The organism is Streptomyces sp. NRRL F-4489, from assembly GCF_001509485.1.
Lineage (GTDB): Bacteria > Actinomycetota > Actinomycetes > Streptomycetales > Streptomycetaceae > Streptomyces.
Genome location: NZ_LLZI01000271.1, coordinates 25683 through 49403 on the forward strand (window position 1 = coordinate 25683; position 23721 = coordinate 49403).

Below are 23721 nucleotides of genomic sequence, written 5' to 3' on the forward strand. Positions count from 1 at the left end.
TTCTAAGACACCGTTTGGGAGCCTTGGGTCATGACCGCACGCCCCGCGCCCGCGCCCGCCCCCGGGAATCCGCCGCCGCCCGCCGCCCGCATCCTGGTCGTCGACGACGAACCGGAGGTCCGGGCCGCCGTCGCCGACGGACTCGCCGTCGAGGGGTACGCGGTGCGCGAGGCCGCCGACGGGCTGGCCGCGCTCTCCGAGGTCGCCGCCTGGCAGCCGGACGCGCTCGTCCTCGACGTGCTGATGCCCGTACTGGACGGCCTGGCGGTGTGCCGCCGGCTGCGCGCGCTGGACGACCGCACCCCGATCCTGGTGCTGACCGCGCTGGACTCGGTCAGCGAACGCGTCGACGGCCTGGACGCCGGCGCCGACGACTACCTCGTCAAGCCGTTCGCGCTGGACGAGCTGATCGCCCGGGTCCGGGCCCTGCTGCGGCGGGCCGCGTCCGCCGCCGCCGAGGACACCCGGCTGGCCTTCGCCGACCTGGTCGTGGACCCGGTCACCCGCAGCGGCCACCGGGGCGGGCGGCCCCTGGAATTCAGCCGGACCGAGTACGCCCTGCTGGAACTGCTGCTCCAGCACCCCGGACAGGTGCTGCCGCGCGAGCTGATCCTGGAGCGCGTCTGGGGCCGCGACTTCGGCCCGGACTCCAACTCGCTCGCGGTCTACATCGGTTACCTCCGCCGCAAGCTGGAGGCCGGCGGCGAACCCCGCCTCGTCCACACCGCCCACGGCATCGGCTACCGCCTGGACCACCCGGAGGGGTCGTGAGGGGGCGGGCGTGCGTGCGGCCGGAGCGGCCGGGGCTGGGGGTGCCGCCGCGGGGGCACGTACGGCCGGGGCCGGGGGTGCGGCTGGGGCTCGGGCTGCCGCTGGCGCCGTGCGGGGCCGCCGTATGACCGGCCGGCGCCGCCTGGGCGGGCGCTGGGTCCGCCGCCGCCCGCTGCGCACCCGGCTGGCGCTGGCCGCCTCCGCCGCGGTGGCGGTGGTCGCGGTGGGCGTCTGCGCCGCCGCGTTCGTGGTGCTGTCCGTCCAGATGACCCGCCAGCTCGACCTGAACCTCGCGCAGACCGCCACCCAGGTCACCCAGCGCACCCGGCACTGGGGCCCGACCGTCTCCGACACCTCCTGCCGCTACCAGGCCGTCCCGTGCGTCCAGATCGTCCCCGCCGACCCGTCCCACGACCCCCGGGAGCGCTACGGCCTGCCGGTCTCCCCCGCCACCCGCGCGGTCGCCGCCGGGCGCGGTACGCCGTACTACACCGACCTCACCGTCGCCGGGCACCCCGTCCGGATGTACACCACCCGCCTCGCCCACCGGGACGAGGCCCTCCAGGTGGCGCTCCGCTCCGACACCGTCGAGCGCGGGGTGCGCCAGGCGGCCTGGGCGCTCGCCGCGGTCGGCGCGGCCGGTGTGCTGCTCGCCGCCGGGCTCGGCTACTGGGTCTCCCGTACGGGCCTGGCCCCGGTCGCCCGGCTGACCGCCACCGCCGAGCGGATCGCCGCCACCCGCGACCCCCGGCACCGCATCGAGCTGCCGGCCGGGCCGGGCACCCGCGAGGACGAGATCACCCGCCTCGCGGCCAGCTTCAACACCATGCTCGGCGAACTGGAGCAGTCCGTGACCGCCCAGCGCCGCTTGGTCGCCGACGCCTCCCACGAACTGCGCACCCCGCTCACCGCGCTCCGCACCAACGCCGAACTCCTCGCCCGCGCCGACCGCCTGACGGAGCGTCAGCGAGAACGGGCGTCCGGCGCCCTGACCCGGCAGCTGCGCGAGGTCACCACCCTCGTCAACGACCTGATCGAACTCGCCCGCGACGAGGAGCCCCGGCCGCTCCTGGAGGAGGTGCGCCCGGCGGCCCTCCTGGAGCACGCGGTGGCCGCGGCCCGCGAGCACTGGCCGGAGATCGCCTTCACCGTCCGCGTCGATCCCGCCGCGGCCGGCACCACGCTGCCCGGCGTCCCGGCCCGGCTGAACCGGCTGCTGTCCAACCTCCTCGACAACGCCGCCAAATTCTCCCCGCCCGGCGGCCCGGTCGAGACCGAACTGACCGCCGGACCGGGCGAGCTGCTGCTGTCCGTCCGCGACCACGGCCCCGGCATCGCCCCGGACGACCTGCCGCACGTCTTCGACCGCTTCTACCGCGCCCGGGCGGCCCGGGCCCTGCCCGGCTCGGGCCTGGGCCTGGCGATGGCCCGCCAGATCGCCCACGCCCACGGCGCCGAGCTCACCGCCGCCCGCGCCCCCGGCGGCGGCGCCCTCTTCCGCCTGCGGCTCCCGGCCGGGCCGGACGCCCGGCCCTCCGGGGAGGGTCAGAACCCGGCCGGCTCCGTGTAGACGCCCCACTCGTCCCGCAGCGCCCCGCATATCTCGCCGAGCGTGGCCTCGGCGCGGACCGCGGCCAGCATCGGCTCGATCATGTTCCGGTCGCCGCGGGCGGCGTCGAGGAGATCCTTCAGCGCGGCCCGCACCCGGGCGTCGTCCCGGGCCGCCTTGCGCTCCGCCAGCGCCCGCACCTGCTCGCGCTCGACCTCGTGGCTGACCCGCAGGATCTCCAGGTCGCCGGTGACCGAGCCCTCGTGGCAGTTGACGCCGACGACCCTCTTGTCGCCCTTCTCCAGCGCCTGCTGGTAGCGGAACGCGGACTCGGCGATCTCGCCGGTGAACCACCCGTCCTCGATGCCCCGCAGGATGCCGGAGGTGACCGGCCCGATCGCATGCCGCCCGTCCGGCACCGCCCGCGCCCCGCGCTCCGTGATCCGGGCGAAGATCTTCTCGGCGTCCGCCTCGATCCGGTCGGTGAGCGCCTCCACGTACCACGAACCGCCCAGCGGGTCCGCGACGTTGGCGACGCCGGTCTCCTCCATCAGCACCTGCTGGGTGCGCAGCGCGATCTCCGCGGCCTGCTCACTGGGCAGCGCGAGGGTCTCGTCCAGCGCGTTGGTGTGCAGCGAGTTGGTGCCGCCGAGGACCGCCGCCAGCGCCTCCACGGCCGTGCGGACGACGTTGTTGTACGGCTGCTGGGCGGTCAGCGAGACGCCGGCGGTCTGGGTGTGGAACCGCAGCCACTGCGCCTTCTCGCTCTTCGCCCCGTAGACGTCGCGCATCCAGCGCGCCCAGATCCGGCGCGCCGCGCGGAACTTGGCGATCTCCTCGAAGAAGTCCACATGGGCGTCGAAGAAGAACGACAGGCCGGGCGCGAAGGTGTCGACGTCCAGGCCCCGGGAGAGGCCGAGCTCCACATAGCCGAACCCGTCGGCGAGGGTGTACGCCAGCTCCTGGGCGGCCGTCGCCCCGGCCTCCCGGATGTGGTAGCCGGAGACCGACAGCGGCTTGTAGGCGGGGATGCCGTGCGCGCAGTGCTCCATCAGATCGCCGATCAGCCGCAGATGCGGCTCGGGCTGGAAGAGCCACTCCTTCTGCGCGATGTACTCCTTGAAGATGTCGGTCTGGAGCGTGCCGTTGAGCACCGCCGGATCGACGCCCTGGCGCTCGGCGGCGACGAGGTACATGCAGAAGACCGGGACGGCGGGGCCGCTGATCGTCATGGACGTCGTGACATCGCCGAGCGGGATGTCCTGGAACAGGACCTCCATATCGGCCGCGGAGTCGATGGCGACGCCGCAGTGCCCGACCTCGCCGAGCGAGCGCGGATCGTCGGAGTCCCGCCCCATGAGCGTCGGCATGTCGAACGCCACCGAGAGGCCGCCGCCGCCGGCCTTGAGGATCATCTTGTAGCGCTCGTTGGTCTGCCGGGCGTTGCCGAAGCCGGCGAACTGGCGGATCGTCCACGTCCGGCCGCGGTAGCCGGTCGCGTACAGGCCGCGCGTGAAGGGGTACTCCCCCGGCCAGCCGATCCGCTCGAACCCCTCGACGGAATCCCCGGGGCGCGGCCCGTACACCGGCTCGACGGGGTCGCCGGAGAGCGTGGTGAAGTCCGCGTCGCGCTTCCGGGCGGAGTCGTACCGGGCCTGCCAGCGGCGGCGGCCCTCTTCGATCGCGTCAGCGTCCATGCCAACGAATTTACTAGGACGTCCAACTACCTGTCGATGGGAGAAGCCCCTGATTCCGCGCTCAGGGGCACCCCTAGGGGTCTCGCAACCCCCCGGGCCAAGAGCTACCCGCGGCCTGACCTGCGGAAACACGCCGCAACGCGGAACGCGCCCCTCCGGTGACGCAAAACGCACCCCTCCGGCGGCGGAGAGGCGCGTTCGGCGTGCGGGAGGCGTACGGCGGGAAGGCCGGGGGTGGAGTGCGTGCGGCGCGCAAGCGCGCGACGCGCGCGACGCGGACGCGGCCCCGGCGAGGCGGGCCGTCGAGCCGCCACCGGCGGCCTCGGCAACGCGACCGGCCGCAACCGGCCGCGCCCGGGCCGTCCAGGGCGTACGCGGCGCCCCGACCCGGCCCGGCCAACGCCCCGCTCAGACCTTGACCGGCTCCGGGGCCGCGTCGGCCAGCAGGGGCTCGATCTCGCGGACGACCTTGCGCTCGACGAAGAACGCGGCGGTCGGGATCGTGCCGGAGACCAGCACCCACAGCAGCTTGGCGAACGGCCAGCGCGCCTTGGAGCCCAGATCGAAGGCGAAGATCAGGTAGATGATGTAGAGCACGCCGTGGACCTGGGCGACGACGAGGGTCAGGTCCTTGCCCATCCCGAAGCCGTACTTGAAAACCATGCAGGCGCAGAGCACGAGCAGCATCACAGCGGTGATGTAGGCCATCGCCCGGTAACGGGTCAGGACACTTCGCTTCATGCCCCTGAGCGTAACCGCCCCTTCCGGGGCGATCTTCGCCACCCCCCGGCCGCGCGCGGCGGTCACTCCTCGGTGAAGTCCCCGGCCGCCACCCGCAGCGGGCGCAGCAGCGCGAAGATCTCCGCGCACTCGCCGGCGTCGTACGCCCCGAGCCCGAAGTCCATGGCCATCAGGTCGCGGGTGGCCGCGTCGCACACCTCGCGGCCCTTGTCGGTGATGGACGCCAGCGTGCCCCGGCCGTCGTTCGGGTTCGGCCGCTTGGCGACCAGCCCGGACTTCACCAGCCGGTCGACGGTGTTGGTCACCGAGGTCGGGTGGACCATCAGGCGCTCGCCGATCTTCGACATCGGCAGCTCGCCGGCCTTGGAGAACGTCAGCAGGACCAGCGCCTCGTACCGCGCGAAGGTCAGTCCGTACGGCTTGACGACCGCGTCCACCTCGGAGAGCAGGATCTGCTGGGCGCGCATGATCGAGGTGATCGCGGCCATCGCGGGCACGGAGCCCCAGCGCTGCTTCCAGAGTTCGTCGGCGCGCGCGATGGGGTCAAAGGCAAGGCTGAGCGGCTTCGGCACGTCTCCGACCCTACCCGCCGGTCATATGCTGGTCAGCCCTGTCTCAGCTTTCGGTCTCAGGAAGTGGTCGCCGGGCGGCCCCGCGAGCGCTCCGCGCCCCCGATTTCCGGACCTCGGCGAGCACCGCCAGGACGGCCACCGCGCCGATCACCCCGGCGGCCGGCATCACGGCACCGAGCGGCGCGTACTCGGCGGCCGCGCCGGCCAGCCCCATCGCCAGCCCCATGAGCGTCATCCGCCCCGCCTGCATCACCGTCATCGCCTGCCCCAGCAGCTCGTCGGGCACGGCCGCCACGAACCACCGGTCCACCCCGAAGTTGTACGAGATCCCGGTCCCGGTGAGCACCAGCAGCACCAGCGCCCAGCCCAGCGGCGGGTGGGCGGCGAACCCCAGGGACGGCAGCACCGTGAACAGCCCCATGGGGAACGTCAGCCGCTCCCGGGCCCGCGGCCCCAGGAACGTCCCCACCAGCGTCTCCGCCACCACCGCTCCCACCGGCATCCCGCACATCAGCAGCCCCTGCCCGGCCGCCCCGCCGCCCAGTTGGTCCCCGTACGGGACGAGCAGCGCCTCGGGGACGACGACCAGCGCCGGCGGCACCCAGGCGAGCAGCAGCAGCGCCCGGATCCGCCGGTCGGCCAGCAGCCGCCGGGTGCCGGCCAGGGAGGCGCCGAGCAGCGGCCCGGTGGCCCGGCCGCGCGCGGGGCGGGCGGCGGTCCCCAGCCGCAGCAGCAGCGCCGAGGCGGCGAACGTCCCGGCGGTGATCCCGAGGGCCGTGCCCGGCCCGGCGGCGGCCAGCAGCAGCCCACCGGCGGCGAAGCCGGCCAGCTGCGCGCCCTGGTTGACGATCCGGATCAGCGAGCGCCCCAGGACGAACAGGTCGCCGTCCCCGAGGATCTCGCCCAGCGTCCCGGCCCGGGTGCCGGCGAAGACCGGGGCGGCCGCCGCGCTCACGCACCGCAGGCCCAGCAGCACCGCCACCGGCGTCCCGGGCAGCACCATCGCGGCGGCCGCCGCCGCGCACACCAGGTCGCAGACCACCAGCACCCGGCGGGCCGGGCAGCGGTCGGCGACGGCGGACAGCAGGGTCCCGCCGACCACGTAGGGCAGCAGGCCGAGGGCGAAGCTCAGGGCGCTGAGCAGCGGGGAGCCGGTGAGCCGGTAGACCAGGACGGAGAGCGCCAGTTCGCAGACCACCACGCCCAGGGAGGAGAGCAGGTGGGCGGCGAAGACGTAGCGGAACTCGCGGACGGCGAAGACCGCGCGGTAGCCGGTACGGGCCGGGGCCGCGGGGGCGCCGCCCGGGGCGGGGCCGGAACCGGGCGGGCATACGGGAGCGGGGCCCGGCTGCGCGGGCCCGGGAGGCGTGGGCATGGCGCCAGGCTGCCGGGGGCGCCCGCCGGGCCGTAGTGTTTCGGCTCCGGCCGAATCCTGGGGAGGGAGGCCCGGCGGTGCCGCTGGAGCTGCGTTTCGGGGCGGACGACCTGCTGCGGATCCGGTTCGCCATCTCGCCGCTGTGCGAGACCCACGAGGCGCTGCGGACCCTGCGCCGCACCGACCGGCACGGCTACCACCTGCCGTGGCTGCGGCGGATGCGGGAGCGGGTGGCGGGGCTGGACCTGGCGCCGGTGTGGCTGTTCATGCCGGTGCGCCGGCCCGGCTACACGCCGGATTTCCTGGGCCGGCCCCCGGATGTGCCGCTGGCGGACTTCGGCGAGGAGCTGGCGCGGCTGCGGGCCACCGACCCGGAGCTGGCGCGCGCGGAGATGGCCAAGTCGCTGGCGTGCGTCCCCGGGGCGGCGGACTCGCCCAGGGGCCGGGCGGCGCTGGCGGACCCGGCGCGGGCGGTGCGGGAGCTGGCGGACGTCACCGAGCGGGCCTGGGAGGCCCTGCTGGCGCCCGACTGGCCCCGGCTGCGGGCGCTGCTGGAGGCGGAGATCGCGTACCGCTCGCGCCAGTTGGCGAGCGGCGGACTGCGCCGCCTGTTCGCCGATCTGCACCCCCGGGTGTCCTGGTCGGACGACGGCACGCTGACCGTCCGCAACCGGACCGACGTCCTCCTGATGCGGGACCTGGAGGGGCGCGGGGTGCTGCTGCTGCCGAGCGTCTTCGTCTGGCCGGACGTGATCAGCGGCTTCGATCCGCCGTGGCAGCCGACCGTGATCTATCCGGCGCGGGGCATCGGCGGGCTGTGGCGGGAGCCGGCCGGCGGCCCGGCGCTGGCGCGGCTGCTGGGCGCCAACCGGGCCGCGGTGCTGGCGGCCCTGGACGCCCCGGCGACGACCTCGGCGCTCGCCCACCGGCTGGGGCTGGCACCGTCGTCGGTCTCGGCGCATCTGGCCGTCCTGCGCGGCGCCGGGCTGCTGGTCTCGCGCCGCCAGGGCCACCAGGTGCTCTACGAGCGGACGCCGCTGGGCATCGCCCTGGTGGCCGGCGGCTGACCGCGCGGCCCGTCAGGCGGTGGGTCCGCCGCCGGCCAGATAGCGCTCGACGGTCTCCACCTTGGCGGTGAGGCCGTCGGTGACACCGGGCCGGATGTCGGCCTTGAGGACCAGGGAGACCCGGCCGGCGCGCGCCTCGACGGCGGCCACCGCGCGCTTGACCACGTCCATCACCTCGTCCCACTCGCCCTCGATGGAGGTGAACATGGCGTCCGTGCGGTTGGGCAGGCCGGACTCGCGGACGACCCGGACGGCGTCGGCGACGTACTCGCCGACGTCCTCGCCGACGCCCAGCGGGCTCACGGAGAAGGCGACGATCATGCGTTCACCGTGCCTTCCCGGCGGGCGCGGGCGGCGATCACACCGGCCTCCTCCTCGCGCTTGAGGACCTTGTCGGCGTAGAGCCCGCCGAACGGCAGGACCGCGAGCAGGAAGAAGAACGCGACCCGCTTGAAGGGCCACTTGGTGCGGTTCCAGGCGTCCAGCAGCAGCACCAGGAAGATCGTGAAGAGGATGCCGTGCAGCAGGCCCAGCGGCATGACGAGCTTGTCGTAGCCGAGGAAGATCCGGAAGCCCGTGCCGAATATCAGCAGCGCCGGGAAGGACAGCGCCTCCGGGATGGAGGCCAGGCGCAGTCGGTGCAGGGCGGCGGCGGTCTTGATGTCCACGGGAACCTCGTTCGGGCGGAGGGGCGGCGGCAGGGCAGGCTTGTGCGGCCGTTCACAAGCATTCCGCCCCATTGTTGCAGCCGCGGCGGCGATCACCGCCCGGGGGGCACCGCCGGGCGCGCGCCGCGCCGACCGCGCCCCCGAGACGCGCTCCGGGAAACCTCCGGGGCCGATCAGGGCCGAAAGCGCTGCCCCGCCGAGCCCCCGGCGGCTACCGTCAGGTCCGTGGCTCAATTCCGGCTTCAGGGAAGCAAAGTGCTCGCGGTCGACCTCGCGGGCGACGCCGTCCGCGCGAAGAACGGCGCGATGGTCGCCTACGACGGCCAGATGGCGTTCAAGAAGATGACCGGCGGCGGGGAGGGACTGCGCGGCATGGTCACCCGCCGGCTGACCGGCGAGCAGATGGCGGTGATGGAGGTGAAGGGCCAGGGCACCTGCTATTTCGCCGACCGCGCCACCGAGATCAACCTCGTCCGGCTCCAGGGCGAGAAGCTTTTCGTGGAGGCGAGCAATCTGCTGTGCACGGACGCCGCGCTGCGGACCGGCACGACGTTCACCGGCCTCGGCGGCGCCTCGCAGGGCACCGGCCTGTTCACCACCACCGTCGAGGGCCACGGCCAGGCCGCGCTGACCTCCGACGGCCCCGCCGTGGTGCTCCGCGTCACCCCGCAGGATCCCCTCCACGTCGACCCCGGCGCCTATATCGCCCACACCGGGCAGCTCAAGCGCCACCTCCAGTCCGGCGTGAATTTCCGCACGTTCCTGGGCGAGGGCTCCGGCGAGGCGTTCCAGCTGCGCTTCGAGGGCGAGGGCCTGGTCTACGTCCAGCCCAGCGAGCGCACCACCGCAGGCGGTGAGGTCTGATGCCGTTCACCTCCCTCAACTCCCGCATGGTGGAAGCCCGGATCGCCCCCGGGCAGCGGATGTTCAGCCAGCGCGGCGCGATGCTCGCCTACCGCGGCGAGGTCAGCTTCACCCCGAACATCCAGGGCGGCCAGGGCGGTATCGGCTCCATGATCGGCCGCCGCATCGCCGGCGAGGCGACACCCCTGATGACCGTGGAGGGGGACGGCACCGTCATGTTCGGCCACGGCGGCCACCACGTCCACGTCATCGACCTGACCGGCGAGACCCTCTACGTCGAGGCCGACCGCCTGCTGGCCTTCGACGGCTCGCTGGCCCAGGGGACGATGTTCATGGGCGCGCAGGGCGGCGTGATGGGCATGGTGCGCGGGCAGGTCACCGGCCAGGGCCTGTTCACCACGACCCTGGCGGGCCACGGCTCGGCGGCGGTGATGGCGCACGGCGGCGTCATCGAGCTGCCGATCGCCCCGCAGCGCCCGGTCCATGTCGACCCGCAGGCGTACGTCGCCCACCGCGGCGAGGTCCGCAACCGCCTGTCCACCGCCCTGGGCTGGCGCGAGATGATCGGCCGCGGCTCGGGCGAGGCGTTCCAGCTGGAGCTGTCCGGCCAGGGCACCGTCTACGTCCAGGCGTCGGAGGAGAAGCTGTGACCGTGATCCATGACGTCCGCACCCTGCCCGCCAACGACAACGTCAACGCGTACGCCTTCAGCGTCGACCTCGACGGCCGGTGGTTCCTCCAGAAGGGGAAGATGATCGCCTACTACGGGCGGATCGACTTCCACGGCATCGGCCACGGCCCGCTGGACCGCCTGATCGCCGGCAGTTTCCATTCGCCCCTGCACGCCGCTGACTGGGTGGTGGCCGAGGGCCGCGGCAAGATGCTCCTCGCCGACCGGGCCTTCGACGTCAATTCCTACGATCTCGATGAGGGCAACCTCACCATTCGCTCCGGCAATCTGCTCGCCTTTCAGCCATCTCTGTCGCTGAAGCAATCGATCATCCCCGGCTTCCTCACCCTCATCGGCACCGGCACCTTCGTGGCCGCCTCCAACGGCCCCGTGGTCTTCGCCGAACCGCCGATCCGGGTGGACCCGCAGGCCCTCGTCGGCTGGGCCGACTGCCCCTCCCCCTGCCACCACTACGACCACCAGTACCTGCGCGGATTCTGGGGCGGCGTGCGCGCCCACACCGGTATCGGCGGCGCCTCCGGCGAGGAGCACCAGTACGAGTTCAGCGGTGCCGGGACGGTCCTGCTCCAGTCCACCGAGCAGCTGCTCCCGGAGCGGGCGACCGGCGCGGTGCCGGCCGAGGAGGGCGTCCCGGGCGGCGGCGCACCGGCCCCGGAAAGTGGCTCACAACTGCCCCACCTGCCCGGTGGCCTCGGGGGTCTCCAGCGCCGCTTCGGCCTGTGAGCGGTAGTCTGCGGACGGTGACCTCGAACGCCTGACCGGCCAACGATGACTAATTCATCATTCAACATTCACGGGTAGAATTCCTCCATGACGACCGACAGCGACACTCCCTGGCTGACCGACCAGGAGCAGCGCGCCTGGCGCACCCACCTGGACGTCAGCAGGCTGCTGATGCACCAACTGGAGCGCGATCTCCAGCCGTTCGGCCTCACGAACAACGACTACGAGATCCTGGTCAACCTCTCCGAGGCCAAGGACCACCGGCTGCGGATGAGCGACCTGGCCGCCGCCACCCTCCAGTCCAAGAGCCGCCTCTCGCACCAGATCACCCGGATGGAGAACGCGGGCCTGGTACGCCGCGAAAGCTGCGAGTCGGACCGCCGCGGACTCTACGCCGTCCTCACCGAAGAGGGCTGGGACACCATGCGCCGGGTCGCCCCCCACCACGTCGCCTCGGTCCGCAAGCACTTCATCGACCTCTTCACCCCCGAAGCCCTCGCTTCCCTCCGCGCCTCCCTCACCCCCGTGGCCGAACACCTCCGCAAACACCGGGGTTCGCTCTAAAACCCACCCACGGGGACGAGACCACGCCACCGGCCACCACAGCTGTGGGACCGGCCGGGACCACCGGGGTGCAGACGGCGACGGCGCGGGCCGGAGGGGATGTCCCGGGGTGCGCCCGCAGGATCTGGAGCGAACCGCGGGGCATTCCTCATTCACAGACCAGATGCGCCCGCACCGAGGACGTACCCCGGGACAGCCCCTCCGGCCCCCACCAACGGCGGAACGCCGAGGCCACCGCAACCAACCACGGCGCGGCACAGGACAACGTGGGGCGGCCACAAACAACCCACCGCCACGGCGAGCAACCCCACCGAAACAGGGTCCGGCGGAGAACCGACCCCGCGAACCCCCACGTGGGATCTACGTCGTCAGCCCCACGACCAACTCATCGGCGGCCCCATAAGGATCCAACTCCCCCGCCACGATCCGCTCCGCCAGCGCCCCCAGATGCCGATCGCCGGACAGATCCCCGATCCGCGACCGCAGCGTGGTGACCGCGATCGTCTCGACCTCGCGCGCCGCCCGGGCCAGCCGGCGCCGCCCCAGCACCCCGTGCTCCTCCATCCACGCCCGGTGCTTCTCCAGCGCCTCCACGACCTCCTCGACGCCCTCGCCCCGGGCCGCCACCGTCTTCACGATCGGCGGCCGCCAGTCACCGGGCGCCCGCGCCTCACCGAGGCCGAGCATGTGGTTCAGCTCGCGCGCGGTGGCGTCCGCGCCGTCCCGGTCGGCCTTGTTGACCACGTAGACATCGCCGATCTCCAGGATTCCGGCCTTGGCGGCCTGGATGCCGTCGCCCATCCCCGGGGCCAGCAGCACCACGCTCGTATCGGCCTGCGAGGCGATCTCCACCTCGGACTGCCCGACGCCCACCGTCTCCACGAGGATGACCTCGCAGCCGGCCGCGTCCAGGACGCGGATCGCCTGCGGGGCGGCCCAGGCCAGCCCGCCCAGGTGGCCGCGGGTGGCCATCGAGCGGATGTAGACGCCGGGGTCGGAGGCGTGCTCGCTCATCCGGACCCGGTCGCCGAGCAGCGCACCGCCGGAGAACGGCGAGGACGGGTCGACGGCGAGCACCCCGACCCGTTTGCCGGCCTTGCGGTACGCGGTGACCAGGGCGGAGGTGGTGGTGGACTTGCCGACGCCGGGCGAGCCGGTCAGCCCGACCACATAGGCGTTGCCTGTGAGCGGCGCCAGCGCCGCCATCACCTCGCGCAGCTCCGGCGCGGCTCCCTCGACGAGGGAGATCAGCCGGGCCACCGCCCTCGGCCGGCCCTGCCGGGCCTGTTCCACCAGCTGGGGGACGTCCACCATCGCGCTCGGCTCCTTCGCCCTCGTTCGACCGACTCACTCGTACCGCCGCCGTACCCACCGCGCCGCGCCCCGGGCCGGACCGGTGCACAACCCGGCCCGCGGCGCGGAACGGACTACCTCCCCGGCACCCGGATGATCAGCGCGTCCCCCTGCCCGCCCCCGCCGCACAGCGCCGCCGCGCCCGTGCCGCCGCCGCGCCGCCGCAGCTCCAGCGCGAGGTGCAGCACGATACGGGCCCCGGACATGCCGATCGGATGGCCGAGGGCAATGGCACCGCCGTTGACATTCACCTTTTCGGGGGAAACCCCGAGATCCTTCATTGACTGCACCGCGACCGCCGCGAACGCCTCGTTGATCTCGATCAGATCGAGGTCGTCAACGGTCAGCCCGTCCTTCGCCAGCGCGTGCCGGATCGCGTTGGACGGCTGCGAGTGGAGGGAGTTGTCGGGGCCCGCGACATTGCCGTGCGCGCCGATCTCGGCGATCCAGGACAGTCCCAGCTCCTGCGCCCGCGCCTTGCTCATCACGACCACGGCGGCGGCGCCGTCGGAGATCTGCGAGGAGCTGCCGGCGGTGATCGTGCCGTCCTTGGCGAAGGCCGGCCGCAGCTTGCCGAGGGACTCGGCGGTGGTCTCCCCGCGGATGCCCTCGTCCTGGCTGAAGATCACCGGGTCGCCCTTGCGCTGCGGGATCTCCACGGGGGTGATCTCGGCCTCGAACAGGCCGTTCTTCTGGGCGGCGGCGGCCCGCTGGTGGGAGCGCGCGGCGATCTCGTCCTGCTCGGCCCGGCCGATGCCCAGCCGGGCGTTGTGCTTCTCGGTCGACTCGCCCATGGCGATGTTCTCGAAGGCGTCGGTGAGGCCGTCGTACGCCATCGCGTCGAGCATCTCCACCGCGCCGTACTTGAAGCCCTCGCGGGACTTGGGGAGCAGGTGCGGGGCGTTGGTCATGGACTCCTGGCCGCCGGCGACGACGATGTCGAACTCCCCGGCGCGGATGAGCTGGTCGGCCAGCGCGATGGCGTCCAGGCCGGAGAGGCAGACCTTGTTGACGGTCAGCGCGGGGACGTTCATGGGGATGCCGGCCTTGACCGCGGCCTGGCGCGCCGGGATCTGGCCCGCGCCGGCCTGGAGCACCTGGCCCATGATCACGTACTGCACCTGGTCGCCGCCGATCCCCGCGCGGTCCAGCGCCGCCTTGATGGCCACACCGCCCAGGTCGGCCCCGGAGAAGCTGCGCAGCGAGCCCAGGAGCCGGCCCATCGGGGTGCGCGCTCCGGCGACGATGACGGAGGTGGTGCCGTTCCTGCCGTTCGTTGCAGACATAGGGTGCGGCCTTCCTGTGCAGGGAAGTTAACGAGGGTTCCCGTCAATGTACTGAGGGGTAGTCGCCGGGTCACCGGCAAGCGGGTGTGATCGCGCGCACGTTGCGTAACCAGCCGTGCGAGCGGTGCACTGGAGCCATGCTGACGCGAATCGACCACATCGGAATCGCCTGCCGCGATCTGGACCGGACCGTCGAGTTCTACCGTGCCACGTATGGCTTCGAGGTGTTCCACACCGAGGTCAACGAGGAGCAGGGGGTCCGCGAGGCCATGCTCAAAATCAACGAGACGTCCGACGGCGGCGCCTCCTACCTCCAGCTGCTGGAGCCGATCCGCGAGGACTCCGCGGTCGGCAAGTGGCTGGCGAAGAACGGCGAGGGCGTGCACCACATCGCCTTCGGCACCGCCGACGTCGACGGGGACGCGGAGGCCATCCGCGGCAAGGGCGTCCGGGTGCTCTACGACGAGCCGCGGCGGGGCTCGATGGGGTCGCGGATCACCTTCCTGCACCCCAAGGACTGCCACGGTGTGCTCACCGAACTCGTCACCGCGGCGCCCCCGGACGCGACTGGCCACTGACCTTCCCCTCCCCCGGCCGGTAGAGTGCAGCCTCGGCCGGGGTACGGGTGTGGGGCCGGTCCATACTCTGCCGATGATCTGACACCATTTCTTCGGAAGGGTCAGCTCCGAAAGGGCGCGGGTCCGGTACGCCGCGAGGCGTGCGGGGCGCGTGCCGCAGGGTCCGGAGCCGGCCGCCGCCATGACCAGGGGACGGATGGGACCGCGCAGTGCGGGGCAACGAGCGCCAGGAGCGTCAGTGGGCTGAAGCCGACCACCTCTCGCAGTTCGAAGCCGAGATGGAGCGGCTGAAGACCGAGCGGGACAAGGCCGTCCAGCACGCCGACGACCTCGGTTACCAGGTCGAGGTGTTGCGCGCCAAGCTCCACGAGGCGCGCCGCAACCTCGCGTCCCGGCCTGCCTACGACAACCTCAGCCACCAGGCCGAACAACTCCTGCGCAACGCGCAGATCCAGGCCGACCAACTGCGCTCGGACGCCGAGCGGGAGCTGCGCGAGGCGCGGGCGCAGACCCAGCGGCTGCTCCAGGAGGCCGCCGAGCGGCAGGCCCGGATGGACGCCGAGCTGCACGCCGAGGCGGTCAGCCGGCGGCAGCGGCTGGACGAGGAGCTGAACGAGCGCCGCCAGACCGTCGAATCGCACGTCAACGAGAACGTCGCGTGGGCGGAGCAGCTGCGGGCCCGTACGGAGTCGCAGGCCCGGCGGCTGATGGAGGAGTCCCGGGCGGAGGCCGAGCAGGTGCTCGCCGCGGCCCGGACCGAGGCGCAGCGGCTGGCGGACCGGGCGCGCGAGCGGCTGGGCACGGCGGCCGAGGAGGCGCGGGCGGAAGCCGAATCCATCCTGCGCCGGGCCCGTACGGACGCCGAGCGGCTGCTGAACGCCGCGTCCAGCCAGGCGCAGGAGGCCACCGACCAGGCGGAGCAGCTGCGTTCGACCGCCGGCGCGGAGTCGGAGGAGGCCCGCCGGCAGGCCGCGGAGCTGACCCGGACGGCCGAGGCGCGGATCCAGGAGGCGGACGCGGCGCTGCGCGAGGCGCGCGCCGAGGCCGAGAAGCTGGTCGAGGAGGCGCAGCAGTCCGCGGCGAAGCGGCTGTCGGCCGCCGAGTCGGAGAACGAGCAGCGGACCCGTACGGCCAAGGCGGAGGTCGCGCGGCTGGTCGCGGAGGCGACCAAGGAGGCCGAGGCGCTGCGCGCGGAGGCCGAGCAGCTGCGGGCGGACGCCCGGGCGGAGTCCGAGCGGCTGGTGGCCGAGGCGCAGGAGGCGGCCCGGTCGAAGGCCGCGGAGGACTCGGCGGCGCAGCTGGCGAAGGCCGCGCGGGCCGCCGAGGAGATGATGACCAAGGCGTCGCAGGACGCCAAGGCCGTCACCAAGGCCGCCGCCGAGGAGGCGGAGCGGCTGCGCCGGGAGGCCGAGGCCGAGGCGGACCGGCTGCGTGAGGAGGCGCACGACACCGCCGAGCAGCTCAAGGGCGCGGCGAAGAACGACACCAAGGAGTACCGCGCCAAGACCGCCGAACTCCAGGAGGAGGCGCGGCGGCTGCGCGGTGAGGCCGAGCAGCTGCGGGCGGACGCGGTCGCCGAGGGCGAGCGGATCCGCGGCGAGGCGCGGCGGGAGGCCGTCCAGCAGATCGAGGAGGCGGCCGGGACCGCCGAGGAGCTGCTGGCGAAGGCCAAGTCCGATGCGGAGGAGACCCGTTCGGGCGCGGTCGCCGAGAGCGAGCGGGTGCGGACGGAGGCCATCGAGCGGGCCGCCGCGCTGCGCCGGCAGGCCGAGGAGGCGCTGGAGCGGGCCCGTACGGAGGCCGAGCAGCTGCTGCTGGAGGGCACCCAGGCCGCCGAGGAGCTGACCTCCGAGGCGGAGCGGAGCGCGGCGGCGCTGCGGGCCGAGGCCGAGGCGGCCGCCGAGGAGCGGCGCGCGGAGGCGCAGGCGGAGCTGGACCGGCTGCGCGGCGAGGCCGAGGAGAAGCTGGCGGCGGCCGAGGAGGCGCTGCGGGAGGCCCGCGCGGAGGCCGAGCGGCTGCGCCGGGAGACGCAGGAGGAGGCGGCCCGGCTCAAGGCCGAGGCGGCCGAGCGGCGGCGCGCGCTCCAGCAGCAGGCCGAGGAGGAGGCCGAGCGGCTGCGGACGGAGGCGGCCGGGGACGCCTCGGCGGCCCGGGCCGAGGCCGAGACCGCGGCCACCCGGCTGCGGGCGGAGGCCGCCGCGGAGGCCGAGCGGCTCAAGGCGGAGGCGCAGGAGACCGCGGACCGGGTCCGGGCGGAGGCGGCCGCGGCCGCGGAGCGTACGGGCACGGAGGCCGCGCAGGCGCTGGCCGAGGCGCAGGAGGAGGCCGCGCGGCGCCGCCGGGAGGCCGAGCAGCTGCTGGGCGAGGCGCGCGAGGAGGCCCACCAGGAGCGGACCGCGGCGCGGGAGCAGAGCGAGGAGCTGCTGGCGTCGGCCCGTACGCGGGTCAGCGAGGCGCAGGCGGAGGCCGAGCGGCTGGTCGAGGAGGCGGACCGGCGGGCGGCCGAGCTGGTGGCGGCGGCCGAGCAGACCGCGCAGCAGGTGCGGGACGCGGTCGCCGGGCTGCACGAGCAGGCGAACGAGGAGATCGCCGGGCTGCGGTCGGCGGCGGAGCACGCCGCGGAGCGGACGCGGTCCGAGGCGCAGGAGGAGGCCGACCGGGTCCGGTCGGACGCCTACGCCGAGCGGGAGCGGGCCTCGGAGGACGCGGCGCGGGTGCGCCGGGAGGCGCAGGAGAACGCCGAGGCGGCCGCGGCACTGGCCGAGCGGACGGTGGCGGAGGCCATCGAGGAGGGCGACCGGCTGCGGTCGGAGGCGGCCGGCGTCCTGGACGAGGCGCGCCGCGACGCCAACACCGCGCGGACGGAGGCCGCCGAGCAGGCGGACCGGCTGGTGGCCGAGGCCACGGCCGAGGCCGGGAAGCTGGTCGCCGACGCCACGGCGAAGGCCGAGGAGCTGCGGGCCGAGGCGGACGAGGTGCTGGACACCGCCCGCCGGGACGCCAACTCCGCCCGTACGGAAGCCGCCGAGCAGGCCGACCGGCTGGTGGCCGAGGCCACCGCCGAGGCGGAGAAGCTGGTCGCGGACGCCACCGCGAAGGCCGAGAAGCTGGTCGGCGACGCCTCGGCCAAGGCCCAGCAGCTGCGCACCGACGCCTCCGACGCGCTGGCGTCGGCGGAGCAGGACGCGGCGCGGACCCGGGCGGAGGCGCGCGACGACGCCAACCGCATGCGGTCGGAGGCGGCCGAGCAGACCGACCGGCTGCTGGCCGAGGCCCGTACGGAGGCCGAGCGGATCGTCACCGAGGCCGCGGAGCTGACGTCCTCGGCGCAGGACGACGCGGACCGCACCGTACGGGAGGGCCAGGAGGCCGCCGAGCGGCTGCGCGCGGAGGCCGAGCAGCAGGCGCTGCGGACGGTGGCGGAGGCCACCGAGGCGGCGGACCGGCTGCGGGCCGAGGCGGCGCAGGCGCTGGAGACCGCCCGCGCGGAGGCCGAGCGGGTGGCCGACGAGGCGCGCACGGCGGCCAACAAGGCCCGCGCGGACGCCGCGGCGCAGGCCGACGAGCTGGTGGCGGAGGCGGCCGGCGAGGCGGAGCGGCTGCGGTCGGAGGCCGCGGAGCGCACCGCGGAGGCCGAGCGGGACGCCGACCGCACCCGCGCGGACGCCCGGGAGCAGGCCGACCGGATGGTGGCGACGGCCACCGCGGAGGCGGACCGGCTGCGGGCCGAGGCGGCGGAGACCGTCACCGCGGCGCAGGAGCACGCCAACCGCACGCGGAACGAGGCGGCGAAGATCCGGGAGGACGCCGAGGCGGCCGCCGAGCGGACCCGTACGGAGGCGCAGGAGGAGTCCGACCGGCTGCTGGACGAGGCCCGCAAGGACGCCGCCAAGCGGCGCGGCGACGCGGCCGAGCAGGCGGACCAGCTGATCGCCAAGGCGCGCGAGGAGGCGCTGAAGACCGCGACCGGCGCCGAGGAGCAGGCCGACATCATGGTCGGCGCGGCCCGCAAGGAGGCCGAGCGGATCGTCCGGGAGGCCACCTCGGAGGGCAACGCGCGGGTGGAGAAGGCCCGTACGGACGCCGACACGCTGCTGGGCGAGGCGCGGCGGGACGCGACCGCCATAAGGGACCGGGCCGAGGAGCTGCGGGTGCGGATCGAGGCCGAGGTCGAGGAGTTGCACGAGCGGGCCCGCCGGGAGTCCTCGGAGGCGATGAAGAACGCCGGGGAGCGGGTCGACAAGCTGATCGCGCAGGCCACCGCGCAGCAGGTGGAGGCCGGGGAGAAGGCCGAGAAGCTGCTGGCGGACGCCAACAGCGAGGCGAGCAAGGTGCGGATCGCGGCGGTGAAGAAGGCCGAGGGCCTGATCAAGGAGGCCGAGAACAAGAAGGCCGCGGCGGTGCGGGACGCGGAGAAGATGCGGGCCGAGGCCAAGGAGGAGGCCGCCCGGATCGTCGCGGAGGGCCGGCGCGAGCTGGAGGTGCTGGCGCGCCGCCGGGAGGACATCAACGCCGAGATCTCGCGGGTGCAGGACGTGCTGGAGGCGCTGGAGTCGTTCGAGGTGCCGGCGCAGGGCGGGGAGGCCAAGGGCGGGGCGGTCAAGGCCGCCGCGGGCGCCGGGACAACTCGTTCGAGTGGCAAGCCGTCTGAGGGGTAGCCACTCAAATGAGGGGTCATTCTCCACTTCAAACGCGCAATGACTCGATGACACGCCGTTAAGACCCCTAGGATTCTCCTTATCACCTCACCGGTCTCTTTCGACAGGAACCCCATGAGCGACACTTCCTCCCCCTTCGGCTTCGAGCTCGTGCGGCGTGGGTACGACCGCGGTCAGGTGGATGACCGCATCACCAAACTGGTCGCGGACCGCGACAGCGCCCTGGCCCGCATCACCTCGCTGGAGAAGCGCATCGAGGAGCTGCACCTCGAGACGCAGAACGCCCAGGCTCAGGTCAATGACGCCGAGCCGTCCTACGCGGGCCTCGGGGCGCGCGTGGAGAAGATCCTCCGCCTCGCGGAGGAGGAGGCCAAGGAGCTGCGTGAGGAGGCCCGCCGCGCCGCCGAGCAGCACCGCGAGCTCGCCGAGTCGGCCGCCCAGCAGGTCCGCAACGACGCCGAGCAGTTCGCCGTCGACCGCAAGGCCAAGGCCGAGGACGAGGGCGCCCGGATCGTCGAGAAGGCCAAGGGCGAGGCGGCCACGATGCGCGCCGAGGCGCAGAAGGACGCCCAGTCCAAGCGCGAGGAGGCGGACGCCCTCTTCGAGGAGACCCGCGCCAAGGCCGCGCAGGCCGCCGCCGACTTCGAGACCAACCTCGCCAAGCGCCGCGAGCAGTCCGAGCGCGACCTCGCCTCGCGCCAGGCCAAGGCCGAGAAGCGGCTGGCGGAGATCGAGCACCGGGCCGAGCAGCTGCGCCTGGAGGCCGAGAAGCTGCGTACGGACGCCGAGCGCCGGGCCCGCCAGACGGTGGAGACCGCGCAGCGCCAGGCCGAGGACATCGTCGCGGACGCCAACGCCAAGGCCGACCGGATCCGCAGCGAATCGGAGCGCGAGCTGGCGGCGCTCACCAACCGCCGCGACTCGATCAACGCGCAGCTGACCAACGTCCGCGAGATGCTGGCGACGCTGACCGGCGCGGCGGTGGCCGCGGCCGGTTCGCCCGCCGACGACGAGTCGGTCTCCCGCGGGGTGCCCGCCCAGCAGAGCCGCTGAGCCGCCCGCCGGAAGGTTTTCCCGCGTCCGTCCGTGCCCCCGTATCCGCCGTCCGCGGCGGTGCGGGGGCACGGCCGTGCCGGGGCGCGGCGCCGTCCTCCGGGCGGCCCGGCCCCGGTGGCGGGGCGGTCCGGCCGCGCCTAGCGTGCTGGACATGATCGAGCTCAGGGAGCTGACCAAGCATTACGGGGACACGGTGGCGGTGGACCGGCTGTCGTTCACCGTCCGGCCGGGCGTCGTCACCGGCTTTCTGGGCCCCAACGGTGCCGGGAAGTCCACCACCATGCGGATGGTGCTCGGTCTGGACAATCCGACGGCCGGTTCGGTGCGGATCGACGGCCGGCACTACCGCGAGCTGAGGAATCCGCTGACGTACGTCGGGGCGCTGCTGGACGCCAAGGCGCTGCACGGCGGCCGGCGCGCCGCCCACCATCTGCTGTGCCTGGCGCAGAGCAACGGCATTCCGCCGTCCCGGGTCGACGAGGTGCTGGACCTGGTCGGGCTCACCTCGGTGGCCCGCAAGCGGTCCAAGGGCTTCTCGCTGGGCATGGGGCAGCGGCTGGGGATCGCGGCGGCGCTGCTGGGCGATCCGCGGATCCTGATGTTCGACGAGCCGGTCAACGGGCTGGATCCGGAGGGCATCCAGTGGATCCGCCATCTGATGAAGGACCTCGCCGCCCAGGGCCGTACGGTCTTCGTCTCCTCGCATCTGATGAGCGAGATGGCGCTGACCGCCGACCACCTGGTGGTGATCGGGCAGGGCCGGCTGCTGGCGGACACCTCGATGGCGGAGTTCATCCGCGAGAACTCCCGGTCGTATGTGCGGGTGCGGTCCCCGGAGCGGGAGCGGCTGCTGGACGTGCTGAACACGCAGGGCGTACGGGCGGCGGCCGCGCCGGACGGGGCGCTGGAGGTGGACGGGGTGCCCGCCGAGCGGCTGGGCGAACTGGCCGCCGCGCACCGGCTGGTGCTGCATGAACTCAGCCCGCAGCAGGCGTCGTTGGAGGAGGCGTTCATGCAGCTGACGGCCGGGGCGGTGGAGTACCACGCGCGGCCCGGCGGGCCGGCCGCGGCGCCGGGCGGGGTGGCGCCGCGGCCCGCGGTCCCCGAAGGCGCGCTGTCCGGCGGCCCGGCACCGGGCGACTGGGGCGCGCAGTGGCAGCAACGGAAGAGGAGCTGACGGATGGCTGTCGTCGGGCAGGTCCTGCGGTCCGAGTGGACCAAGATCCGGTCGGTGCGGTCCACGGTGTGGACGCTGGCCACCGCGGTGGTGGTGACCGTCGCGGTGGGGGTGCTGATCTGCACCCTGGCCCGGAAGGACTTCGGGTCGATGCCGGACGAGCGGCGGCTGGCCTTCGACCCCACCAACACCAGCTTCGCGGGGATGGGCCTGGGCCAGCTGGCGATGATCGTCTTCGGGGTGCTGGTGGTGACGAACGAGTACAGCACCGGCATGATCCGCACCTCGCTGGCCGCCGTACCGCAGCGCGGCGTCTTCCTCTTCTGCAAGCTGCTGGTGGCCACCGCGCTGGTCTTCGCGGTCGGCCTGGCGACCAGCTTCGCGGCGTTCTTCGCGGGCCAGGCGGCGCTCGGTGAGCACCGGGCGCAGCTCGGCGATCCCGGGGTGCTGCGGGCGGTGGTCGGCGGCGGGCTCTATATGACGATGATCGCGCTGTTCTCGATGGCGGTGGCCGCGATGCTGCGCAGTCCGATGCTGTCGCTGGGCATCCTGATGCCGTTCTTCTTCCTGATCTCCAACATCCTCGGGAACGTCTCGGCGACCCGGAAGATCGGCCGCTACCTCCCCGACCAGGCCGGCTCGAAGATCATGCAGGTGGTCGCGCCGGTCAACGACGAGACACCGTACGGCCCGTGGGGCGGGTTCGCCATCATGGCGGCCTGGACGGCGGCGGCGCTGATCTGCGGCTATGTGCTGCTGAACAAGCGGGACGCCTGAGCCCGCAGGGGGCGTCCGCCCGGCCCCGCGCCCCTTTTTGACGGGAACCGTCAACGTGCCGATAGCCTCATTACCCTCACGGGGGCACGGGCGCCTGGTGCCCCGACCATCGCGCGAGGGGCGGAGAATTGATCGAGGCAGTCGGCCTGACCAAGCGCTACGGGCCGAGGACGGCCGTCGCGGACCTGTCGTTCCGGGTGCGTCCGGGCACCGTCACCGGCTTCCTGGGGCCCAACGGCTCCGGCAAGTCCACGACGATGCGGATGATCCTGGGGCTGGACACCCCCACGGCCGGCCGGGCCACGATCGGCGGCCGCCCGTTCCGCGGCACCCCGCACGCCGCCCGCCAGGTGGGCGCGCTGCTGGACGCCAAGGCGGTGCACGGCGGCCGCAGCGCGCGGGCCCATCTGCTGTCGCTGGCGCAGCTGTCGGGCATCCCGGCCGGGCGGGTCGACGAGGTGCTGGCGCTGGTCGGCCTCCAGGACGTCGCCCACCGGCGCGCCAAGGGCTTCTCGCTGGGGATGGGGCAGCGGCTGGGGATCGCCGCGGCGCTGCTCGGCGACCCGCAGGTGCTGCTCTTCGACGAACCGGTCAACGGCCTGGACCCCGAAGGCATCCTCTGGGTGCGGAATCTGATGAGGCGGCTGGCCGCCGAGGGGCGGACGGTCTTCGTCTCCTCGCACCTGATGAGCGAGATGGCGCTGACCGCCGACCACCTGATCGTGATCGGCCGCGGCCGGCTGCTCGCGGACATGCCGGTGACGGACTTCATCTCGGCGCACTCCGCGGACTTCGCGCGGGTGCGGACGCCGGACGGCGAGCCGGAGCAGCGGGAGAAGCTGACCGCGGCGATCGCCGAGGCGGGCGGCGCGGCGGCGCCGGAGGCGGACGGCGCGCTCCGGGTGACCGGGCTGCCGCTGCCCCGGATCAGCGACCTCGCGCACACCGCCGGGGTCCGGCTGTGGGAGCTGTCACCGCACCAGGCGTCGCTGGAGGAGGCGTACATGCGGATGACGCAGGGCGCGGTGGACTACCGCTCGGCGGCGGGGTACGGGCCGCAGGGGGCGGGGGCGCCGGGGTACGCGCCGGTGCCGGGGCAGGTGCCCGTACCGGGGCAGCCGCCGGCCGGGCCGCCCGCCGGGATGTCCGCGCCGAATCCGTACGCGCAGCCGGACCCGTACGCGCAGCCCGGCCCGTACGCCGCCCCGGCGCCCGGCGGTCCGCCGCCGCAAGGTCACCCGTACGGGGGACCCGGCCCGTACGCCGCACCCCCTCCCTACGGGCAGCAGCCGCCCACCGCGCCGCCGGTTCCGCCCGCGCAGCCGCCCGCCGCCCCCGCCGACCCGACCGTGCCGCACCCCCAGGACGCCCGATGACCAACCCCCAGCAGCCGCAGGACCGGCCGGAGCCCGCCGCCCCCGGGAGCGCGGCCCAGCCGCTGCCGCCCGCCGCCCCCGCACCGGCCGGACCGCCGCCCGCCGCCGGACCGATGCCGCCGGCCGCGCCCGCGCAGCCGCCCGCGGCCGGCGAGCCGGGCACGATGGCGCTCCAGGC

At 74.1% G+C, this 23721-nt stretch carries 22 protein-coding genes; 14 read left to right on the forward strand and 8 right to left on the reverse strand.

All coding sequences use genetic code 11. The features are described 5' to 3' along the window. Nucleotides 1-30 precede the first annotated feature (30 nt). Both ADL22_RS29465 and ADL22_RS29470 read left to right on the forward strand, forming a co-directional pair. Nucleotides 31-771: a response regulator transcription factor gene (locus ADL22_RS29465; RefSeq protein ID WP_066986600.1), complete on the forward strand. Its 741-nt coding sequence runs from the start codon at nt 31-33 to the stop codon at nt 769-771. 124 nt (nt 772-895) lie between these two features. Beyond that, nucleotides 896-2341, forward strand: a complete 1446-nt coding sequence (locus ADL22_RS29470; RefSeq protein ID WP_066986603.1) for a HAMP domain-containing sensor histidine kinase — start codon at nt 896-898, stop codon at nt 2339-2341. Here the strand turns inward: ADL22_RS29470 and ADL22_RS29475 are convergent. From ADL22_RS29475 to ADL22_RS29490, 4 genes are all read right to left on the reverse strand, one after another. Continuing rightward, the gene (locus ADL22_RS29475) at nt 2317-4017 is read right to left on the reverse strand and encodes an acyl-CoA mutase large subunit family protein (protein ID WP_066986606.1); all 1701 of its coding nucleotides are present in this window, start codon (nt 4015-4017) and stop codon (nt 2317-2319) included. The genes ADL22_RS29470 and ADL22_RS29475 overlap by 25 nt on opposite strands. A 408-nt stretch (nt 4018-4425) precedes the next feature. Continuing rightward, on the reverse strand, nt 4426-4758 hold the full coding sequence (locus ADL22_RS29480) for a DUF3817 domain-containing protein (RefSeq protein ID WP_066986609.1): 333 nt from the start codon (nt 4756-4758) through the stop codon (nt 4426-4428). A 62-nt stretch (nt 4759-4820) separates the two neighbouring features. Continuing rightward, nucleotides 4821-5330 (reverse strand): MarR family winged helix-turn-helix transcriptional regulator, encoded by a 510-nt coding sequence (locus tag ADL22_RS29485; RefSeq protein WP_066986612.1) that lies wholly within the window; start codon nt 5328-5330, stop codon nt 4821-4823. Nucleotides 5331-5373: 43 nt separating this feature from the next. Beyond that, nucleotides 5374-6705 carry an MFS transporter gene (locus ADL22_RS29490; protein WP_066986615.1) on the reverse strand — a complete coding sequence of 444 codons (1332 nt, stop codon included), beginning with the start codon at nt 6703-6705 and terminating at the stop codon, nt 5374-5376. A 77-nt stretch (nt 6706-6782) separates the two neighbouring features. Between ADL22_RS29490 and ADL22_RS29495 the strand changes: the two genes are divergently transcribed. Further along, entirely contained in the window at nt 6783-7772 is a 990-nt protein-coding gene (locus tag ADL22_RS29495; protein WP_066986618.1) for an ArsR/SmtB family transcription factor, read from the forward strand. Nucleotides 7773-7784: 12 nt separating this feature from the next. Here ADL22_RS29495 and ADL22_RS29500 read toward each other — a convergent pair whose 3' ends face one another. After that, nucleotides 7785-8093, reverse strand: a complete 309-nt coding sequence (locus ADL22_RS29500) for an MTH1187 family thiamine-binding protein (RefSeq protein WP_066986621.1) — start codon at nt 8091-8093, stop codon at nt 7785-7787. Further along, entirely contained in the window at nt 8090-8440 is a 351-nt protein-coding gene (locus tag ADL22_RS29505; protein WP_066986625.1) for a DUF3817 domain-containing protein, read from the reverse strand. Before ADL22_RS29505 ends, ADL22_RS29500 begins: the two co-directional genes overlap by 4 nt. A gap of 225 nt (nt 8441-8665) precedes the next feature. Here ADL22_RS29505 and ADL22_RS29510 point away from each other — a divergent pair, with 225 nt between their 5' ends. The 4 genes from ADL22_RS29510 (at nt 8666) to ADL22_RS29525 (ending at nt 11282) form a co-directional block, all read left to right on the forward strand. Then, the gene (locus tag ADL22_RS29510) at nt 8666-9304 is read left to right on the forward strand and encodes an AIM24 family protein (RefSeq protein WP_066986628.1); all 639 of its coding nucleotides are present in this window, start codon (nt 8666-8668) and stop codon (nt 9302-9304) included. Further along, the gene (locus ADL22_RS29515; RefSeq protein WP_066986631.1) at nt 9304-9954 is read left to right on the forward strand and encodes an AIM24 family protein; all 651 of its coding nucleotides are present in this window, start codon (nt 9304-9306) and stop codon (nt 9952-9954) included. The genes ADL22_RS29510 and ADL22_RS29515 overlap by 1 nt, the downstream gene beginning before the upstream one ends. After that, nucleotides 9951-10718, forward strand: a complete 768-nt coding sequence (locus ADL22_RS29520) for an AIM24 family protein (RefSeq protein ID WP_066986634.1) — start codon at nt 9951-9953, stop codon at nt 10716-10718. Before ADL22_RS29515 ends, ADL22_RS29520 begins: the two co-directional genes overlap by 4 nt. Nucleotides 10719-10805: 87 nt before the next feature. After that, nucleotides 10806-11282 carry a MarR family winged helix-turn-helix transcriptional regulator gene (locus ADL22_RS29525; protein WP_066986637.1) on the forward strand — a complete coding sequence of 159 codons (477 nt, stop codon included), beginning with the start codon at nt 10806-10808 and terminating at the stop codon, nt 11280-11282. Nucleotides 11283-11642: 360 nt separating this feature from the next. Here ADL22_RS29525 and meaB read toward each other — a convergent pair whose 3' ends face one another. Both meaB and ADL22_RS29535 read right to left on the reverse strand, forming a co-directional pair. Next, nucleotides 11643-12596 carry a methylmalonyl Co-A mutase-associated GTPase MeaB gene (gene meaB / locus ADL22_RS29530; RefSeq protein ID WP_066986641.1) on the reverse strand — a complete coding sequence of 318 codons (954 nt, stop codon included), beginning with the start codon at nt 12594-12596 and terminating at the stop codon, nt 11643-11645. A gap of 113 nt (nt 12597-12709) precedes the next feature. Beyond that, nucleotides 12710-13921: an acetyl-CoA C-acetyltransferase gene (locus ADL22_RS29535; RefSeq protein WP_066986644.1), complete on the reverse strand. Its 1212-nt coding sequence runs from the start codon at nt 13919-13921 to the stop codon at nt 12710-12712. A gap of 137 nt (nt 13922-14058) precedes the next feature. On the opposite strand from ADL22_RS29535, the gene mce reads away from it, so the two are divergent. From mce to ADL22_RS35545, 7 genes are all read left to right on the forward strand, one after another. Then, nucleotides 14059-14499 carry a methylmalonyl-CoA epimerase gene (mce, locus tag ADL22_RS29540; RefSeq protein WP_066986647.1) on the forward strand — a complete coding sequence of 147 codons (441 nt, stop codon included), beginning with the start codon at nt 14059-14061 and terminating at the stop codon, nt 14497-14499. Between the two features lie 209 nt (nt 14500-14708). Further along, nucleotides 14709-19157 (forward strand): polarized growth protein Scy, encoded by a 4449-nt coding sequence (gene scy, locus ADL22_RS29545; RefSeq protein WP_066986650.1) that lies wholly within the window; start codon nt 14709-14711, stop codon nt 19155-19157. 114 nt (nt 19158-19271) lie between these two features. Continuing rightward, nucleotides 19272-20210 carry a cellulose-binding protein gene (locus ADL22_RS29550; protein ID WP_066986653.1) on the forward strand — a complete coding sequence of 313 codons (939 nt, stop codon included), beginning with the start codon at nt 19272-19274 and terminating at the stop codon, nt 20208-20210. Nucleotides 20211-20364: 154 nt separating this feature from the next. Next, entirely contained in the window at nt 20365-21390 is a 1026-nt protein-coding gene (locus ADL22_RS29555; RefSeq protein WP_066986664.1) for an ABC transporter ATP-binding protein, read from the forward strand. Nucleotides 21391-21393: 3 nt separating this feature from the next. Then, nucleotides 21394-22167 (forward strand): ABC transporter permease, encoded by a 774-nt coding sequence (locus ADL22_RS29560; RefSeq protein WP_066986656.1) that lies wholly within the window; start codon nt 21394-21396, stop codon nt 22165-22167. A gap of 128 nt (nt 22168-22295) precedes the next feature. Then, nucleotides 22296-23543 carry an ABC transporter ATP-binding protein gene (locus tag ADL22_RS29565; protein ID WP_066986659.1) on the forward strand — a complete coding sequence of 416 codons (1248 nt, stop codon included), beginning with the start codon at nt 22296-22298 and terminating at the stop codon, nt 23541-23543. Next, the coding region (locus ADL22_RS35545) for a hypothetical protein (RefSeq protein WP_199836403.1) at nt 23540-23721 on the forward strand (182 nt) is incomplete at its 3' end. The genes ADL22_RS29565 and ADL22_RS35545, both read left to right, overlap by 4 nt.

Excerpts from the sequence above, each read along its gene's own strand:
- ADL22_RS29465 (WP_066986600.1), top strand. The coding sequence starts at position 31 with ATGACCGCACGCCCCGCGCCCGCGCCCGCCCCCGGGAATCCGCCGCCG.
- ADL22_RS29470 (WP_066986603.1), top strand. The coding sequence starts at position 896 with ATGACCGGCCGGCGCCGCCTGGGCGGGCGCTGGGTCCGCCGCCGCCCG.
- ADL22_RS29475 (WP_066986606.1), bottom strand. The coding sequence starts at position 4,017 with ATGGACGCTGACGCGATCGAAGAGGGCCGCCGCCGCTGGCAGGCCCGG.
- ADL22_RS29480 (WP_066986609.1), bottom strand. The coding sequence starts at position 4,758 with ATGAAGCGAAGTGTCCTGACCCGTTACCGGGCGATGGCCTACATCACC.
- ADL22_RS29490 (WP_066986615.1), bottom strand. The coding sequence starts at position 6,705 with ATGCCCACGCCTCCCGGGCCCGCGCAGCCGGGCCCCGCTCCCGTATGC.
- ADL22_RS29500 (WP_066986621.1), bottom strand. The coding sequence starts at position 8,093 with ATGATCGTCGCCTTCTCCGTGAGCCCGCTGGGCGTCGGCGAGGACGTC.
- ADL22_RS29515 (WP_066986631.1), top strand. The coding sequence starts at position 9,304 with ATGCCGTTCACCTCCCTCAACTCCCGCATGGTGGAAGCCCGGATCGCC.
- ADL22_RS29525 (WP_066986637.1), top strand. The coding sequence starts at position 10,806 with ATGACGACCGACAGCGACACTCCCTGGCTGACCGACCAGGAGCAGCGC.
- meaB (WP_066986641.1), bottom strand. The coding sequence starts at position 12,596 with ATGGTGGACGTCCCCCAGCTGGTGGAACAGGCCCGGCAGGGCCGGCCG.
- ADL22_RS29535 (WP_066986644.1), bottom strand. The coding sequence starts at position 13,921 with ATGTCTGCAACGAACGGCAGGAACGGCACCACCTCCGTCATCGTCGCC.
- mce (WP_066986647.1), top strand. The coding sequence starts at position 14,059 with ATGCTGACGCGAATCGACCACATCGGAATCGCCTGCCGCGATCTGGAC.
- ADL22_RS29550 (WP_066986653.1), top strand. The coding sequence starts at position 19,272 with ATGAGCGACACTTCCTCCCCCTTCGGCTTCGAGCTCGTGCGGCGTGGG.
- ADL22_RS29555 (WP_066986664.1), top strand. The coding sequence starts at position 20,365 with ATGATCGAGCTCAGGGAGCTGACCAAGCATTACGGGGACACGGTGGCG.
- ADL22_RS29560 (WP_066986656.1), top strand. The coding sequence starts at position 21,394 with ATGGCTGTCGTCGGGCAGGTCCTGCGGTCCGAGTGGACCAAGATCCGG.